We start from the raw sequence: 19215 nt of genomic DNA, 5'->3' as shown, positions 1-19215 counted from the left end.
TTAATAAGTAAATAAAAAATGATATTGCAAAAATATTTTAATTATTCTGAATTTAAAATATATCTATCTATGGGTCACTTTTGCTATAATAAATAAGTAAATAAATCATTTAAGTCATAATCGTATCTATTTACATGTAATAAGTTTAAAATTATCATTAAATTATTGGAAAGTATTTGGATAAGTAATCAGTAATCTATACATTTAAAGTACAATTGTACAGATTATAGATGTTCAAATAAAAGGAGAGTAAATAATGGATAAACAAGATTTGATCGCTCCAGAAACTTATAACATAGTGAGCGAAATCGAAAAATTTACAGTAGATCAATCTAAAAAAGCTGTAATATTTGAAAATGAAACAGGAGAAAATAGAGAAATTACATATACCAACCTTATCAAAAATGCGAATAAAGTGGGTAATATGTTTTTAAAATATGGTTTGAAAAAAGGTGACAAAGTGCTCATCATGATGCCGCGTTGCATTGAAACATATGAGATTTATCTTGCTGCCTTAAAATTAGGTATCATTATTATCCCTAGTTCTGAAATGTTACGTACGAAAGATTTACAATACAGAATTACACATGGTGAAGTAAAAGGAATTGTAGTTATTTCAGATGCCCTTGATGAGTTTAAAGCGGTCAAAGAATACGACACTTTAACTAAGTTTATTGTTGGCGGTCAAGAAGATGGTTGGATGTCAGTTGAAGATGAAAAAGCAAATTCAACGGATCAATTAGACATTGTTGAAACTTCTCGTGAAGATATTGCTTTATTATCTTATACGTCTGGCACAACTGGTAATCCTAAAGCTGTTGTCCATTCACATGGTTGGGGCTATGCACATATGCAGATGGCACCGAAACATTGGTTGAGTATTAAAGAAGACGATGTTGTTTGGGCAACTGCTGCACCAGGTTGGCAAAAATGGGTATGGAGCCCATTATTATCAATTATGGGATCAGGAGCAACTGCCTTTGTATATAATGGAAGATTTGATGCTGAAAAATATTTACAATTATTACAAGATAATAAAATTAATGCGCTTTGTTGTACACCGACTGAGTATCGATTGATGGCAAAACTTTCTAATTTAACAGATTATAATTTAGAACATTTGCATAGTGCAGTGTCTGCAGGTGAACCATTAAATAGAGAAGTCGTTGAAAAATTCCAAGAAAACTTTGATCTTACAGTAAGAGATGGTTATGGCCAAACAGAAAGTACATTGCTGATTGGATTTTTAAAAGATACAGAGAGCCGTCCTGGTTCAATGGGTAAAGCAATCCCTGGCAGTCATGTAACTGTCATTAATGATGATGGCGAACTATCTGAAGTAGGCGAAGTAGGTAATATCGCAGTGCCGTTAGACTTACCTGCATTGTTCAAAGGTTATTATAAAGACCCAGAACGTACAGCAGAACCACAAAATGGTGACTACTTTATGACGGGTGATTTAGCTAAAATAGACGAAGATGGTTATTTCTGGTTTGAAGGTCGTAAAGATGACATCATTATTAGTTCTGGTTATACAATAGGGCCGTTCGAAGTTGAAGATTCACTTACGAAACATTCTTACGTAAAAGAATGTGCTGTTGTTGCGAGCCCGCATGAAATTAGAGGGAACATCGTTAAAGCATTTATTATTTTACAAGATGACGTAACTGGTAATGAAGACACAATCAAAGAATTACAAAACTACGTCAAACACGATGTTGCGCCATATAAATATCCAAGAGCCATCGAGTTTGTCGAAGACTTACCTAAGACCAACTCAGGTAAAATTAGACGTATCGAATTAAGAGACGCTGAGAAAAAGAAACAATCATAATTGATTAATCTTAAAAATGCTTAGTATATAAAAAAACCTGTCAATATCATTGAGTAATTTTGATGATATTGACAGGTTTATTTTTTTATTGAAAAAGTGTTTGATCTTTTTATTACGTTGTATCATTTGTACTATAATATCGAAAGTAATGGGAATGCAAAACGCGGTTAGATTTTAAAAAGTCTAAAAGGATAATTTAATTTAGCGCGATTTTAGTTCGTTACTTGTCATCCATTTATGATTTTTAACCATTTTGTCATTTTCAGTTGATTTATAATCAACTACATAAACAGTTGTCTTATTTACATCATCTATTTTTGCTTCTGCGCCCTTCATACCTGGCATATGGTCAGCTTCTAATTTAACTGTATCAACTTTCTTAAAGCCATTTTCAGGGGCATCGGCAACTTCTTCATTAACAACCCATTTATGATTACTTACCTTTTCATCCCCATTTGTAGGTGTATAGCTTACGACATAAGCATAAGTCTCATAAGCACCTTTTACAGTAGCTTCCGCATTTTTCATACCTGGCATGTGTCCTACTGTAATAGTAACTTCATCACCTTTTTTAAATTTACTATCATCTGTACTTGTCATATCGTCTGGAACTTTACTTTCACTTTTGTGTTCCATATGTTCTTCTTGTTTTTGATCTTTAGTGTTTTTATCTTCTTCGCTTCCATTTGAACAAGCTGACAATACTAATCCTGATGCTAATATAATAAATCCTAATTTTTTATACATATTTTAAAACTCCTAGCTGTTATTTTAATTTTAATGTAAAAGCATTAATTGCTACGATAACCGTACTTAACGACATGAGTATTGCACCTACAGCAGGCGATAATATTAAACCTATAAAAGCTAATATGCCGGCTGCGAGAGGGACAGCTACAACGTTATATCCTGCACCCCACCATAAATTTTGAATTGTTTTTCTCATAGTGTTTTTAGAAAGTGTCAAGAATTTGATAATATCGGATGGATTACTTTTAACAAGTATGACATCGCCTGATTCGACTGCTACATCTGTTCCAGCGCCTATCGCCATTCCAATATCTGCTCTTATAAGACTGGGAGCATCATTGATTCCATCGCCGACCATCATAATTTTACTGCCCTTACCTTGATATGCTTTAATAATATTTTCTTTATCTTCGGGCATTAATTGTGCATGAACATCGTTAATTCCTAATTCTTTAGCAACTGTTTCTGCAACTTCTTTATTATCACCAGTAAGCATCACTGGTGTAATGTTTCTTGATAATAAGTCTGAAATCATTTGTTTTGAGCTTTCTTTGATTTTATCGCCTTGTGCAATCATGCCAATAACTTGTTGGTTATGAATTAAATAACTAATAGAATTACCTTGTTGAGCAAGATGAGTATATTGTTCTTTGTTGTACTTAAGATTGTTATTATCGAGATAAGAAGCGTTCGTTATTTTGAGTGTTTTATTATCAACTGTGCCTTCTAATCCTACGCCCGGTAAATTATTAACTTCTTCAGGATTAGCATAAGAGATGTTTTTACCTTTAGTAAAATCAACAATTCCAGTAGCAAGTGGATGATTAGAACTACTTTCTAATGAAGCAAATAGACTCAATATGATCTCGTCATGGAATTCATCAGTAAAACTTTCATAGTGATTTACTGTAAAATCACCTTCAGTAAGTGTTCCTGTTTTATCCATAATAACGTAATCAATATGTTGGGCAATTTCTACAGATTCTCTGTTTTTTATGATTAAGCCATTATGTGCACCTATAGAAGTAGAGCGTGCTGTAACTAATGGAATTGCCAAACCCAATGCGTGAGGACAAGCAATAACTAATACAGTAACAAGTCTTTCAAGTGCGAAGTCGATATCATTTTGAATAAGCATCCATACAATAAATGAAATTAACCCTACGCTGACTGCAAAATAAAATAAATAACCTGCTACTTTATCTGAGAGAAGCTCGGCTTTTGATTTATCATTTTGCGCTTGATTAACAAGTCCCATAACTTGGGAGAGATAGCCATTTGCACCAGTGGCTGTAACTTTAACTTGTATTGTTCCTGAACCATTGATAGAACCGCCAATAACGTCATCATTATACTTTTTAGCAACTTTCTTTGATTCACCAGTAACTAATGATTCATCAATTGATGTTTCACCCTGAGTAATTGTGCCATCTGTAGGTATGCTTTCCCCAGCTTTAACTTCAACAACATCATCAATATTGATGTTATCAATTTTAACTTCATGACGTTGATCATCATCTGCAATTTTAACTGCAGTATTAGGTAACAGTTCTGCCATTTTTTTCAATGCATTATCTGCATTACCTACTGCGTTCATTTCAATCCAATGACCTAACAACATGATTAAAATTAAAGTCGCTAATTCCCAGAAAAAATCCATTGTGTGTGTTGAGGAATCGGTAAAATTATTCATGTAAAAAGCATATAAACTATAAAAATAAGCTACTGAAATGCCTAAAGCAACTAGCGTCATCATTCCAGGTTTTTTAGTTGAAATCTCATCCCTAGCACCTGTTAAAAACGGTTTGCCACCGTAAAAGAATAAAATTGTAGCAAGGATTAATACAATCCAATCAGAACCTGGAAATGAAAATTGGAATGGCAATGTAACACCCATCATTGGTGATAGAATAATAATAGGTATTGCAAAAATTAAAGAAATAAAAAATTTAGTTTTAAAATTGCCGTGATGATGATGCGCATGACCATCATGACTGGCATGGTTCTCGTGTTCGTGATGACTATGAGCATCATGATTATGGTGTTTATCATTATGTTCCATAATAAAACCTCCTATATTTATCGAATTTGTAATAAGATGATTTTAGTATAACACATACCTTATAGGGGTATAAATGTTTCGACTTTTAATAAAGATTCTGGTGAAAAATATAATGAAGATGTTTATTTATATTGACTGTTACTCAGGGTAATAGTTTATTAAATAAAGTAGGAGGTGAAAATTATGTCTATATATTCAACAGGAGAGTTAGCTGCCCTTTTTTCTATTACAACTATAACTATTCAATATTATGATAAAAAAGGAATACTCAAACCATCCTATGTCAAGGATAATAACTACAGAGTTTATACAGAAAAAGAAGTTAAAAAACTACAAATCGTCATAGCTTTAAGAAATATGCAATTCAATTTAAAAGATATTAATAAGCTAATTAATAGTGATGAAGATTTGAGGTCAATATATTTATTATTAAATCAAAAGATAGAGGATGATGAACAACGCATAAAAGAAGATCAGCAAAGGCTTAATAACTTGAAACGTGTTAAAAGTATGATTTCTGAAACATCTAACTCACCGATACAAAAATTATTAGACATAGAAGATGTTATGAATAAAAATGAAAATATTAGCAAGTTATATCGAAAACTATTTTTGGTGGGTGGATTAGGGACATTAGTCCAGTTAATAGGTATATCAATAAGTTTTGCTATAAAAAGTTATTTACCATTTTTGATATCTTTTGTTTTAGCTATTATTTGTGCGATTACAATAACAAACAAATTCTTTAATTCAGTATTATACATGTGCCCGAATTGCCATTTTAAATTCAAACCTAAAAAATTAAAATGGATGTTAGCTGCGCATACATCGAAGACTAGAAAATTAAAATGTCCAAACTGTAACGAAAAATATCATTGTATAGAAACATTAAAAGAGGTTGAAAAATTCTCTTAATTAATGGAAAAGCGTGAGCAGAAAACATTTATTTTCTGTTCACGCTTTAAATATAGCGAAAATTACTTCTGCAAAATGATTTTCAATAAACAGTAACATCCTTTAATTGATAATTATTATCATTTGAAGTATATTATATAAATAGATTTAATTGTAAATGATGAGGAGAATATATAAATGCAGATATATTGGACTAAAATAAATAAGATTATTAATGAGACGTCTGAAATTAAAACGTATTTACTTGATTGTCCAGAGGGTTTTACTTGGGAAGAGGGCTCTCACACGCACATGGGATTAAAAGGTTTTAATGAAGGCGAAAAACCAAATAAAAGCTTAGTTCGCCATATGTCGATTTCTACTGTTCCTAACGAGAATATAATTGGAATTACTACAAGAATAAGAAAACAATGTTCTGAATTTAAAAACATTTTAAATAAGTTAGAAGTTGGCCAAGAAGTAGCGATTTTTAAAACACATTCAAATATTCCACTAAAAAGAGAAAATAAAAATGTGTATTTACTATCTTCGGGTGTTGGCTTAGCGACATATAGACCAATAGTACTTAAATATTTAGAGAACGCTGAAAATGTTAATAAAATACATTCTATAAATGTTGATTCATCTAAAGAATTCTTATTTACAGATATATTTAAATCTGTACCAGATAAAAAATTCACATCACAATTTGTGGATAGCAGAGCATCATAATATGAGCAATTAGAAAATATTGCAATGGATAAAAATGCTTTATTTTATATAGTAGGTAGCGATGAATTCGTAACTCAAAATATTGAAAAATTATTTGAGTTAGGTGTTAAAACATCACAAATTGTAATTGATAAGCGTGAGAAACAACGCTCGGAATTCCTAACAATATAAATGCTTAAATTGCTATAAAATTAAAATATTGTAATGCCTCAAGCCAAAGGTCTGTTATATATTTTTGGATATATTCAAAAATCGTTTCTTTATATTTCAAAGTAATTTTCAACAATATTTTATATATATTGTTTTAATATTTTATTTTGGTATAGTTGAAGGTCAGTATAAACTATATTTAATAAAATTAAATAATTAAGGAATGATTTGAATCAATTTATCAGAATTAAATGTTGAACTATTTAGGGTGTTTAACGAATTAAGTAAACAACTGGTGTTTTTAAATCCAGTAATGATTTTTTTAGCTAAATACATGGAGTATTTTTTAATTTTAAGTATTATCATATATTGGTTTACTCGAAAACAACAAAATAGAATGATGGTCATTAGTGCAATCATTGCTTTTGTAGTCGCAGAGTTATTAGGAGATATTATAGGGAAAGTATATTCAAATAATCAACCATTTGCAGAATTATCAAATGTTAATCAACTTATTGGACATGAAATAGATAATTAATTTCCAAGTGATCATGCACTACAATATTTTGCTATATGTATCATGTTTCTGCTTTTCAAAAAAAACTTAAGGTATTTTTGGCTAGTATTAGCTTTTCTTGTAGGAATTTCACGGATTTGGGTTGGTGTACATTATCCGGCAGATATACTGGTAGGCGCAATTTTAGGTACGTTTTCGGCAGTATTTTCTTTCTGGATCGTTCCTCATATAAGGCTAACTAAAAAACTTTTAGAAATATATGAAAGAGGAGAAACGTTCATATTATCAAAAATATCAAAATAAAGCGTATAGATAAATAATACGGCACGATAATATATAAAATTTCTGAAGATAAGAAAATATACTAAAATAGCAGTGAAGAAATCTATAATGATAGAGGTCTTCACTGCTATTTTTATATGAGTAGATTATCCAGTATCTTAAATTTTAAATTGCTTTATACTGCTATATCTCCATTACTATCCGACTTTTTAAAAACAGTTAAAATCGCTTTTACGATACCAATGATTTCAGGAATACCAGTCCAACAAAATACAAAATATAATATCCCTAATTTTCTTTTGTTTGAGTAAAATTTATGGACGCCTAATCCACCTAGAAAGAAGGCTAATAGCATATAAATTATTTTGTTAACTTTCATTAAACCATCTCCTGACTCTTTTATACGCACTATACAATATAAATGGTGGTATACATAATGTTTTGACTATTTATACTTGAATAACAAATATATCTAATATAATAAGGTCTTAGAGTTTTAAAAATCATTAAAAACTTTAACATTAAAAATATTTTAATATGTTACTATAATACTAATAATATAATATTTTTAATAATGTTCATGTATGAGTAAAGTTTTTAATAATGATATATCGTGAACCTATATAGAATGGAGCAAATAGATGAAGTTATATTTAATAAATGTAAATGACTTAAACTATGATGCTATACAAAACCGGTTTTTAAATCATATCAAATGTGACAAACAGAATAGAATTCATAATTTACATGTTGAAAATGATAAAGTGCTTACTTTGATCAGTGAATTGTTATTGTATTATGCACTGATCAAAGATTATGGTTTTTCTTTAGAAGAACTTATTTTTGAGGAAAATGAGTATGGCAAGCCATATTTACTAAAATCACAGAACGTACATTTTAATTTATCTCATTCAAATGAATGGGCGGCTTGTTATATCTCTGATTCGCCAGTAGGCGTCGATATAGAGCAAATAGATGATATAGATAAGAATCTATTTGGTGATATTACACATGCTAATGAACGCGCTATGATGAGCAATAACAAAGAGAATTTCTTTTCTTTTTGGTGTTTAAAAGAAAGTTATACCAAATTTATAGGAAAAGGTTTATATTTTGATATTAAACACAATATTGAGTTGATATATAATAACGAAATAATTACAAACCATTTTTTATTGTTAGATGTTATAGAAAATTATAAATTAGCTGTTTGTTGTGAAAATATAGTTACACCTAAAATTGAGTTTGTAACCTATAAAAATATAGAAAAACACTTATAAAATCATTGTAGGAGAGCTGTTTGGGAATAATTTTACAATCATTTACTATAAGTTAATAATAATTTATGATTTAATAAAAAAATTACAAAATATTTACAATTTATAACCTTTTATAACTTTTATTATTATAATAATAAAAGTTATAAAAGGTTATTTTTTTAAAAAATATGTTAATCTTAAGATATAAAAAAAGGGGGTTTAATTATGGAAACAAGTACTTTATCAGATGCACAGACCGAAATTATTCAGGTACAAGAATATTATGAAAATAATAGCATTAATAATATACCAGGAATTATTTATATTAAACCTGAAGTTAAAATAGAAGAAATAGAAAAGGCATTAAATAATCTAATAAAAACACATGAGAGCTATAGAATTAAAATGAAAAAAGTGAAAGGTGAATATAAACAATATATTACTGAACACAAAGATAGAAATTTTGATTTTATTGACTTTATGAATAATCAAGTAGGGTATGATGAATGGATTAATGAACAGGCACGTAAAAACCTGTTTTTTGAAAATAAGGACTTATTTGACTTTAAAATAATGAGGTTACCTACTGGGAAAACCGGAATACTTTTGCTGGAACATCATGTTATTTCAGATGCATGGAGTTTGACAGTAGCTATCAATACAATATGTAAATATTTAATTAATGGAACTAATAACAAGCAAATAGAGTCTACATATTTTAATTACATCAAAGAAGAATTAGAATATAAAAATTCTAAAAGGTTTGAAAAAGATAAACATTTCTGGTTGAAAAAGGTTGAAAATTTAGAAGATAATGAATTATTCGAAAATAATAGTGAAAATAATGGTCTGAGTAATAGAAAAAGTTATAGTTTCTCTGATATAGAAACCCATAGAATACAAGACTTTTGTGAAAAAAATAATATAAGTATTAATAATTTATTCTCTTCCATTATGATTATTATAAAATATAAAAAAACACCATCGAAAAAAATTTCAGTCGGGTCAGTAATGCATAATAAAAATAAAAAAGCAGAAAAAGGGCTTAATGGCGTGTTTTCAAGGGCGTTGCCAATTATAATTGATGTCTCTAGTGATTATTCTATATTTGATTTATTAACCCAAACAAAATATGAAAGTTTCAATATACTAAAACATAGAAAATATCCGTATAGAAATATAGTAGAAGATAGTGGTGGGCAAAAAGGACTATTAGACTGTTTGATTTCTTATCAAAACACTCAACACAATTATGAAATTATAAAAAATGGTTATTCAGATGAATGGATAGAAAATGGCTCAAATAACGCACCATTAACTGTAAATATTAGTAATAGGAATAGAGAAGATACTTTAATTGTAGATTATGATTATCAAAGTGCTGTTGTGAATGAGAAAGAAATTATAGACCTGCATAAGATAATATTAAAAGTCATAGAAGAAATAATAGAAAATCCAAATAAAAAGATTAAAAATATAGAGTTATTGGATGAAAACGAAAAACATACCATTTTAAACGACTTTAATGACACAGAGGTGAGTTTAAATAATACGGAAACGTTTGTTGAACGTTTTGAAAAGCAAGTGAAAAAAACGCCTCATCAAACAGCGGTTGCGTATGAAGGCAAACGTTTAAGCTATAATGAGTTAAATATCCGTGCGAATCAGCTTGCTTATCAATTAAGAGATGAAGGTGTGGAAGCTGACAGTCTAGTTGGTTTAATTATGGATCGACAACTTGAAACGATTATTAGTATTTATGGAATTTTAAAAGCGGGTGGCGCTTATGTTCCAATTGATCCTAATTACCCAATTGACCGTATTAATTATATTTTAGAAGATAGTCAACCGAAGGTTTTACTAACAGATCGAGTATTAGATGAATCTATAAAATATGAAAATAAAGTAATTGATTTAACTAAAGAGACAAAATCAGAAACATTTCCAACTTCTAATTTAAAACAAATTTCAGATAAGTCTAACTTAATGTATGTGATTTATACTTCAGATACAACTGGAAAACCGAAGGGCGTTATGGCACATAGTGAAGGCGTTATGAACCGTTTGAACTGGGTGATAAATAAATATAATGTTGATGGCGACGATACAATATTATTTAAAACGCCTTATACTTTCGACGTTTCAGTTTGGGAAATATTTGGCTGGGCTATGGCTGGTAGTCAAATTGTTTTACTACCATCTGGAGAAGAAGGCAACCCTGAAAAAATAACTGCATTATTAGAAGATTACGCGGTAACGATGGTTCACTTCGTGCCTTCGATGTTAAATATGTTCGTCAATTTTATTAAATCTACGAACAACTCACAGTTCATTTCGAAATTAAAATATGTTTTAGCTAGTGGCGAAGCATTGAAACCTGAACAAGCTAATGACTTTAATCATTTTATCGGGAATAAAAACAATACTACCTTACTAAATCTATATGGTCCTACTGAGACAACCGTTGACGTAACAAGTTTTGACTGTGAAAATCATAAGACATATGACTCAATTCCAATCGGTAAACCAATCTCAAATATTCAAGCTTATATTTTAAATGAAGATAATAATATAATGGGTATCGGCGTGCCTGGAGAGCTCTGTATTGCGGGTGTGGGTGTCACAGCAGGTTATTTAAACCGTCCTGAATTAACACAAGAGAAATTTATTGATAACCCGTTTGGGAAAGGTAAATTATATCGTACGGGAGATTTAGCGAAATGGAATGCCGACGGCAATATTAGTTATATAGGTCGTATAGATGAACAAGTTAAAATACGTGGTTATCGTATTGAATTGGGCGAAATTGAAAGTGTTTTAAGACAACAGGCTCATATCATTGATGTAGCGGTTGTTGCGACAACGATGGTTGAAAATGAATTATCTATTTGTGCGTATTTAGTATCAGATGACACACTTGATTTTAAATCTCTAAAAACATCTTTAGGTCAAAAGTTACCAGATTATATGATACCAGCATATATGACACAACTTGATAAACTGCCAGTAACTTCAAATGGAAAGCTGAATAAAAAAGCTTTACCAAAAATCAAAGTTGAAAGTAAAGTATATGTAGCGCCGACAAACGACATAGAAAGCGCTGTAGCGAAAGCATTTGAAGCAGTATTACAAGTAAATCAAGTTAGTATTCATGATAATTTCTTCGAAATGGGCGGAGATTCACTTAAGGCCATAAAGTTAACATCGTTAATATCTAAATTATATAATATATCAATTAAAGATATCTTTGAATTACAGACAGTGGAATCTATAAGTAAAGCATTGATTGAACGTGAAGAAATGAATGTAATGACAAAATTAGACGCATTAAAATTTCCGAATGTTAAGAATGAACATCATTTAAATAGTGATTTTATATCAGAAATCAATGATTACAAAGTGCAAAGTAACGAAAATTATAAATTCATTGATAAAGATGTCGTTAAATCTAACAAACAAATATTATTGACAGGCGCTACAGGTTACTTAGGTATCCATATATTAAAAGATTTATTAGAACGTAAAGATTTAATTATTCATGTGTTAGTGAGAAATAATAAAAAAATAAGCGGTGAGAGCAAATTAAATAACAATTGGTCCTATTACTTTAATTCTCAATTAAAAACAGAAGATTTGAACCGTATTCATTTTGTAGAGGGCGATATTGAATCAAAATATTTAGGTTTTTCTAATAGTAATTATGATTATTTAGTAAATAATATAGATATTATTATAAATGCAGCAGCAAATGTAAATCATTTTGCGACAGAAGAATCTTCTTATAACACAAATGTTAAATCAATCCACAATTTAATATCTTTTGCGAAAGACAAAAAGAAAAAAGAAATTCACCATATGTCTACAATTAGCGTAGCTTCAGGTAGCGTAGAGGATAAAAATAGTATTACTTTTTCTGAATATGATGTAGATATTTCTCAAAAACCAAATAATATCTATATTGATGGTAAGATAGAAGCTGAAAAATTACTTATTGCTTATTTTATAAATATATCACAAATTATACTTTTATTAAAAAATAGATTCTCTTTAGTTTTATTAAAATTGTTAACAAAATATTAATTTTATCTACTAAAAGTTAAATTAATATTTTTTTGTTGATTATTGTCATTGTGTTTTTTAAGGATGGTTAATGAAATTAGGGGGAAGGAAGTAATGTCATATATTAAGTTGATGAAGGGAAGGCTGAAGTGTAAAAATCCATCATTGCTTTATGATTATAAGCAATGATGGATCAGAGTGTTAGTAAAATACTATTAAATATTTAGATTAATGGCTGGCCATCCAAGGTCTGGCAGTGTTTGTGGTTGTTTGATTTTTTTGTGGTAATTTATCTTTTGTGACTACTTTTGGTTTTTGTCCTTGTTCGATGCGTTTTTTTAACTTTGAGTCCATTCCATAAGTTTGAAAAGCAGTATATACACGTTTAGATAAATGGCCGCATTCAGGACATGAAACGTTATCGTGTGTGTCATTCATAGATTGACGAATTGTAAATTTATCACAATTTGGACATGCATATGTGTAGTTTGGCATTATTCATCAGGCTCCAATTCGGGTAAAATATCGCCCTTGAATATTTCCCGGGGAATGGCAATGGTACAACAGGCATTAGGGACGTCGACAATACCGGCTACGGTGCCTTGAACAGGTGCTGATCCTAGTAACATATAGGCTTGTTCACCTGTAAAACCACGCGTTTTTAAGAATTCAATTGCATTTAAACAAGCATTCCGATAAGCAGTGTTTGCATCTAAGTATGTTTGGTCTCCGTTAAATTCATTAACTGAAATACCTTCAAAAACAATATAGTCTGTATAATTTGGCATAACAGGGCCGGGTTTAAATGCAGGATTTTTCTTGATTTGGTATTTCTCCATCCCATTTTTAATTACGTTTACGCGTAATTCAATCCAACCTGGCATTTCAATTCCACCGCAAAAAGTGATTTCACCATCTCCTTGAGAGAAGTGTAAATCTCCTACAGACAGTTTGGCGCCATCAACGAATACAGGAAAATAAATACGAGAACCTTTTGATAAATTTTTAATGTCACAATTGCCTCCATTTTCTCTTGGAGGCACTGTTCTTGCACCTTCTTTTGCTACACGTTCAAAATCATTTCCTTTAAGATCACCTAGTACGACTGCATCAGTTTCGGGTAAGTTAGCTAATACAGGTTCACGATTAGGATCAGTATCGACCAACGCTTGTTCACGTCGATTCCATTCATTAAGCATGTCTTGTGAAGGTGCGACACCGATTAATTCCTGGATGAATAATACCAGCAAATTCAACGCCAGGGATATGACGACTCGTAGCGTATATCCCATTGAAATCCCAAATTGATTTTTGAGCATTTGGATAATGATCTACTAAAAAACTTCCGCCATTCGTTTTATCAAAAATACCGTTAAAACCCCATTCGTGTTCTGGGAATGTACCTATGTCTAGTATATCTACGACTAATAAATCACCAGGTTCAACACCATTGATGTGAACAGGTCCACTTAATACATGCACACGGTTTAAATTAACGTGTTTGATATCACTTGCATCATCGTTATTGGAAATTTGTCCATCTGTCCAATCTAAACATTCCATACGAAATGATTCACCAAGTTCTACTGAAAAAGCTGCTGGAATATCTGGGTGCCATCGGTTATGTCCAGGGTGATCTTGTTGGTCCATTTTCTTACTTAAATCAATATTGAATAACTTTTTTGTCATAATAAGCATCCTCCTACTTAATTTAAATAGATAAAATGTGACTGTATAATATGTTGATTAAATAATAACACAAAATGTGTAAAATTATAATTAAATTGAGTGGATGGATAAATAAGAAAAGAGAAAGTTAAAAACTAAGAAAGTATATAGCAAAGAAGGAATGTTATTTTAATTATTAATAGCGTGTTTTAAGCTGTATATATAATTATTAAAAGCATTGTTAAATTCATTATAGAAGTTTGTGTTTCTTGACAATAACGAATAATAAGTATATGTTTGTAATATTAAATAAAAATAAATATAGTCGTTGAATACTGCTTTTTTCACGATATTAAAGCTTTAGCAAGCTGTTAATAATCATATTGGCAAATTGAAAAAGTGTACGAATAGTGTTGAAAAGTTAAAATCATTCGTCATATAAGATTAAATGTAATATTTTAGATTATAAAATTCATACATATAAGGTAGCAAAGCAAATCACTTCGTTAAAAAGTGCGTTGTAATGAAGCCGACAATTGTAATAAACCGTCCGTGGTTTATTGTATATTGTCGGCTTTTTTTAATGGGAAAATAACTGAACATACTAAGTTATACATAAAAGTAGCTTGATTTTGTAACACTAAAATTAATGTAAAAAGAAGGGAGAATCCAATATGTTCACATCGCTTAATGTATCAATACTGTTAATAATATTTTTCATCACTGTTATTGTTTCTGTATTGAGTGGCATCATGTTTTTAAATTCACGCATACCATTGGCGTATGTGCGCATACATATATTTTTAGTGGCTTTACCACCACTTGTAGCATTTATCGGACTTATAGGCGCACCGAAAAATATAGAAGTAGGATTTTGGTATTCGGATTTTCTAGCATGGTTAATGGCCTTTTTCGTTTTAGTCATAGGCTTAATCATTCAACGTTATTGTGTACAGTATTTAATGGGCGATCGAAGTTATAGAAAGTACTTCACTTTATTTACAATTACCACTAGTTTTGCCGCAATGGCTTGGTTAACAGGTGATTTGCGTATTATGGTGATCAGTTGGGGCGTAACGTTACTTGGTTTAACGCTATTAATTAGCTTAACAAGCGCTTGGAAAGTGACAAGAGCTGCTGCAAAAGTAACTGGTAAATTGTTTTTGTTAAGTTGGGTAGCATTATTGTTGGCAGTAGTGTGGATTGCATTACTAACAGGTGAATGGCAATATACCTCAATTTTCACAGCTACAAATTTAGCTCAAATTAATGCGTGGGAAAGTTTTGGTATTAATATGCTCATTATATTAGCAGTTATGGTGCCAGCTGCACAGTTTCCATTTCAAAGATGGTTAATAGAATCAGTCGCAGCACCAACACCGGTGTCGGCGATTATGCATGCAGGTATTGTGAATGCGGGTGGTATCATATTGGCGAGATTTTCACCGATATTTAATGGTGACATTGCAACATTCGTATTGTTATTGTTTGCCAGTATTTCTGTACTGATTGGTGCAGGTATAAGTTTAGTGCATGTAGATTATAAACGCCTTTTAGTAGGATCTACAATTGGACAAATGGGCTTTATGTTAATCCAGTGTGCAATGGGTGCATACATTCCTGCGATTATCCATTTGATTTTACATGGTTTATTTAAAGCAACGCTCTTCTTACGCTCTGGTTCGGCGGTGCGTCACTTTAATGTACCAAGTCGTGCTAGTGAGAGAATGTCATATTTATGGATCATATCAGGTCGTGTATTAGCTTTGGTTATTGGTTTAGGTTTTTGGCTTACATCTCCTGGTGAAGGCTACCGTTTAGTGAGTGGCCTCATCTTAGCTTGGTCATTATCGGTATCATGGACACAACTTGTTGCATTTGGAGAAGGGAAATTCGGACGTATCATGGGATTATTAATGATCATTGTCGTTGGCTCGGTATACTTTATCGTTCATCACTTCTTCGCTAGCGCCTTACATACGATGACTTTCAATAGTGTTCAACCACCTATGCTTGTCGTTGTAATTGTAGCTTTAATGCTCTTGATTGGTAGTTTAATGAGTACATGGGTCGCACGTAATCGTTCATCGGTCGCATTTTCAATATTATATATGTGGCTTGTACGTATCGGGGATGCAAAAGCTGACACTGTAGAACGTCATCCAAACTACCTTAAAACATATTTAACAAAAGGAGGACACTAAAATGGGGGAAGCAAATAGAGAGACAGACTATGTTTCACAAAACAATCCTAATGATATTCGAACATTAATTGATGATGCAAGTAAGGTTATTGTCCCGTTATCGCCCATTTCAGTGTTTGCGGCAAGAAGTCCGTGGTCTGGGTTAGAGGATAAAACGTTTGATGAAGTTGCACATTGGCTTAAACAAGTGCGAGAAGTAGATATTTATCCTGCGATAGCAAGTATATTAGAAGCTAAGAAACAAGGCGAAATAGACGAGCGTAAGATAGAGGAACGATTCCAACAGTGGTTGGAGCAAGCGTCATTAGCAATACCAAGAGAAAACGCAATGAAATATGGGCGTAATGCTTTAAAATTACATCCTTTAAAATCTAATCATCATGTACAAGGGCAAGTCGATGCATTGGCACAACAGTTAGAGGATTTAGATTTATCAAGTGATGTCAAAAGCTCAACGCCGTTATTGTCTACGTATGTAATGGATGAAAATAATAAAAAATTAATCGATACAGTGGATTATCACGTTATTAAGTGGTGTAAGTTATTTGTTGATGATGCACAATCAGGGTGGACAATGCCCCATCGTGAAAAAGGACTATTCTATTCTTGGAGACGTTTAATCCAATATGATCCAGCGTTAACGAAAGATCAACGTGCCCGGTTGAAGACTTTACCTGATGATGCTGAGTCATTAATTAGAGCCACATTGTTAAAATTAGGTATTGCTGAGGCAGACACGCAAAATTATTTAGAGAATCATTTATTATCATTACCAGGTTGGGCAGGTATGATGCTATGGCAGCATGAAAATAATAGTAAAATGGAGTCGTTGTTATTGGATTACCTTGCGCTTCGTTTAGGCATGGAGTGGGTAATAATGGAACCGTATTTATCAGACTTACCTATAAATGATACATCAGCGAATCAATCTATTTCATTAACGGATTGCATTTTGTCATGGATGCAATGGGGCGGTTTTACGGCACAACAATGGGACAAATTAACAACGCAAGCACAACAACAACATGTGTTATTTGCCGTTCAGTTTAATGATCAATTACGTCGTAAATTATTGTTAGAGGCTTGGGAAGCAACTTATAATCAGCAATTAAGAAAGATTATTGCGCCTGAAAAGCAAGTGTTGTTGGAGAATGACACGCCACTTGCACAAATGGCATTTTGTATAGATGTACGTTCTGAGCCATTTCGTAAACAAATTGAAGCAGCAGGTCCCTTTGAAACGATAGGTATTGCAGGGTTCTTTGGTTTGCCGATTGCCAAAAATGAACTTGGAAATCAACATAGTCATCCATCTTTACCTGTAATGAGTAAGCCACAGCATAAAATTAAAGAATATACACAGGAAAAAGAACCAACTATTTTCCGACAACGTAAGCATGTACTTGAATCGGTCACTTATACGTTCAAGAAAATGAAACAAAACGTGTTGCCTAGTTTACTATTACCAGAACTCAGTGGTCCGTGGTTAACACTACAAACATTTACACGCAGTTTTATACCAAATCGTGTAGGCAACGTGATTCGCAAGTTCTATGCAGGCTGGTTGCAAAAGCCAGAAGATACAGCACTTACGCTTAATCATCATCATCGTAGAGAAGATGGTTTGCCTGTAGGGTTTACAAAGGATGAACAGTTAAATTATACACGCCAAGCGCTACGCTTAATGGATTTAACGACAGACTTTTCACCTTTAGTTGTTATGTGTGGTCATGGTAGTCAAAGCGCGAATAATCCGTATGCTGCCTCGTTAGATTGTGGTGCATGTGGTGGTGCAGCAAGTGGTTTTAATGGCAAAGTATTAGCACAGTTGTGTAATTTGCCAGAAGTGAGACAAGGGCTAGCACGCGATGGTATTGAAATTCCGGAAACGACCGTATTTGCAGCTGCAGAACATCAGACTTCTGTGGATACATTAGAGTGGGTTTATGTACCAGAATTACCAGAAGCGGCACAAAAAGCTTATGATGCTATTGAAGCAGCAATGCCTAACGTCAGCTATTATGCTAATGAACAACGCTTAGAACAATTACCAAATAATAATGTAACGAAGAAAGATCCTGTCAATGAAGCACATCGCTTATCAAATGATTGGAGCGAGATAAGACCAGAGTGGGGTTTAGCTAAAAATGCTACCTTTATTATTGGACAACGTGAGCTAACAAAGCACAGTGACTTACAAGGCAGAGCATTTTTGCATAATTATGATTGGAAAAACGACCAAGATGGTAGTATATTAGCAAATATTATTGGTGGGCCTGCAGTTGTAGCACAATGGATTAACTTACAATACTATGCTTCTACAGTTGCGCCACATTATTATGGTAGTGGTAGTAAAACAACACAAACTGTGACAGCTGGCATTGGTGTTATGCAAGGGAATGCGAGTGACTTGTTAACAGGCTTACCTTGGCAATCCGTGATGTCGTCAGATGATAAAATGTACCATTCACCTATACGTTTACTTGTAGTGATTCAAGCTCCTGAAAACTTTGTAAAAGAACGATTAGAAGCGGATAAAGCATTCCAACAAAAAGTACAAAACGGTTGGGTGAGATTAGCAACGATTGATGAAGATGGCCAATGGCATGACTGGTCAACGGATTATTAAACTATATTTGAATGTCATGTCAATGAAAATCTATGAGCATATCGATATCTTATCGTACTTAATTTATTAAATAAAATATAAATGATTTTTCGGGTGATATTGTAGAACTGTGGAGAAAAGTATGCAAAAATGATAATGTTATCTTTATTCAAATAATAATCTAACTTAACCTCAT

At 31.9% G+C, this 19215-nt stretch carries 10 protein-coding genes and 3 pseudogenes; 8 read left to right on the top strand and 5 right to left on the bottom strand.

What is annotated here, in order from left to right; all coding sequences use genetic code 11:
• Positions 1 to 256 precede the first annotated feature (256 nt).
• Complete coding sequence (mbcS, locus tag ACP3TL_RS10820) at positions 257 to 1834, top strand: acyl-CoA synthetase MbcS (RefSeq protein WP_069832247.1); 1578 nt, start codon at positions 257 to 259, stop codon at positions 1832 to 1834.
• 201 nt (positions 1835 to 2035) lie between these two features.
• On the opposite strand, the gene ACP3TL_RS10815 is transcribed toward mbcS, so the two are convergent.
• Together ACP3TL_RS10815 and ACP3TL_RS10810 are read right to left on the bottom strand one after the other, a co-directional pair.
• Positions 2036 to 2581, bottom strand: coding sequence for a DUF1541 domain-containing protein (locus ACP3TL_RS10815; protein ID WP_277575753.1), 546 nt, complete (start codon positions 2579 to 2581; stop codon positions 2036 to 2038).
• A gap of 19 nt (positions 2582 to 2600) precedes the next feature.
• Positions 2601 to 4646, bottom strand: coding sequence for a heavy metal translocating P-type ATPase (locus ACP3TL_RS10810; protein WP_069832245.1), 2046 nt, complete (start codon positions 4644 to 4646; stop codon positions 2601 to 2603).
• A gap of 183 nt (positions 4647 to 4829) precedes the next feature.
• Here ACP3TL_RS10810 and ACP3TL_RS10805 point away from each other — a divergent pair, with 183 nt between their 5' ends.
• The 3 genes and pseudogenes from ACP3TL_RS10805 (at position 4830) to ACP3TL_RS10795 (ending at position 7242) form a co-directional block, all read left to right on the top strand.
• Positions 4830 to 5561: a MerR family transcriptional regulator gene (locus ACP3TL_RS10805; protein WP_069832244.1), complete on the top strand. Its 732-nt coding sequence runs from the start codon at positions 4830 to 4832 to the stop codon at positions 5559 to 5561.
• A 177-nt stretch (positions 5562 to 5738) separates the two neighbouring features.
• Positions 5739 to 6443 (top strand): annotated as a pseudogene (locus ACP3TL_RS10800) (dihydropteridine reductase).
• A 211-nt stretch (positions 6444 to 6654) separates the two neighbouring features.
• Positions 6655 to 7242: pseudogene (locus ACP3TL_RS10795) on the top strand (undecaprenyl-diphosphatase).
• A gap of 154 nt (positions 7243 to 7396) precedes the next feature.
• Here the strand turns inward: ACP3TL_RS10795 and ACP3TL_RS10790 are convergent.
• A complete protein-coding gene (locus ACP3TL_RS10790; RefSeq protein ID WP_285336753.1) occupies positions 7397 to 7600 on the bottom strand; it encodes a TM2 domain-containing protein in 204 nt (67 codons plus the stop codon).
• A 262-nt stretch (positions 7601 to 7862) separates the two neighbouring features.
• Here ACP3TL_RS10790 and ACP3TL_RS10785 point away from each other — a divergent pair, with 262 nt between their 5' ends.
• Both ACP3TL_RS10785 and ACP3TL_RS10780 read left to right on the top strand, forming a co-directional pair.
• Positions 7863 to 8501, top strand: coding sequence for a 4'-phosphopantetheinyl transferase family protein (locus ACP3TL_RS10785; protein ID WP_069832243.1), 639 nt, complete (start codon positions 7863 to 7865; stop codon positions 8499 to 8501).
• A gap of 204 nt (positions 8502 to 8705) precedes the next feature.
• Complete coding sequence (locus ACP3TL_RS10780) at positions 8706 to 12560, top strand: non-ribosomal peptide synthetase (RefSeq protein ID WP_081325275.1); 3855 nt, start codon at positions 8706 to 8708, stop codon at positions 12558 to 12560.
• A 207-nt stretch (positions 12561 to 12767) separates the two neighbouring features.
• Here ACP3TL_RS10780 and ACP3TL_RS10775 read toward each other — a convergent pair whose 3' ends face one another.
• Together ACP3TL_RS10775 and fmdA are read right to left on the bottom strand one after the other, a co-directional pair.
• Complete coding sequence (locus tag ACP3TL_RS10775) at positions 12768 to 13034, bottom strand: FmdB family zinc ribbon protein (RefSeq protein ID WP_285326663.1); 267 nt, start codon at positions 13032 to 13034, stop codon at positions 12768 to 12770.
• Positions 13034 to 14228 (bottom strand): annotated as a pseudogene (gene fmdA / locus ACP3TL_RS10770) (formamidase). The gene ACP3TL_RS10775 and the pseudogene fmdA overlap by 1 nt, the downstream one beginning before the upstream one ends.
• Positions 14229 to 14881: 653 nt before the next feature.
• On the opposite strand from fmdA, the gene ACP3TL_RS10765 reads away from it, so the two are divergent.
• Together ACP3TL_RS10765 and ACP3TL_RS10760 are read left to right on the top strand one after the other, a co-directional pair.
• Positions 14882 to 16411, top strand: coding sequence for an NADH dehydrogenase subunit 5 (locus ACP3TL_RS10765; protein ID WP_285326664.1), 1530 nt, complete (start codon positions 14882 to 14884; stop codon positions 16409 to 16411).
• Between the two features lies 1 nt (position 16412).
• Positions 16413 to 19040 carry a DUF2309 domain-containing protein gene (locus tag ACP3TL_RS10760; RefSeq protein WP_069832240.1) on the top strand — a complete coding sequence of 876 codons (2628 nt, stop codon included), beginning with the start codon at positions 16413 to 16415 and terminating at the stop codon, positions 19038 to 19040.
• Positions 19041 to 19215: the final 175 nt, after the last annotated feature.

Source organism: Staphylococcus caseorum (assembly GCF_049943195.1).
GTDB classification, from domain to species: Bacteria; Bacillota; Bacilli; order Staphylococcales; family Staphylococcaceae; genus Staphylococcus; species Staphylococcus equorum_A.
Note: the sequence above shows the minus strand (reverse complement) of the source record. Positions and strands in the feature narration are given on the sequence as shown.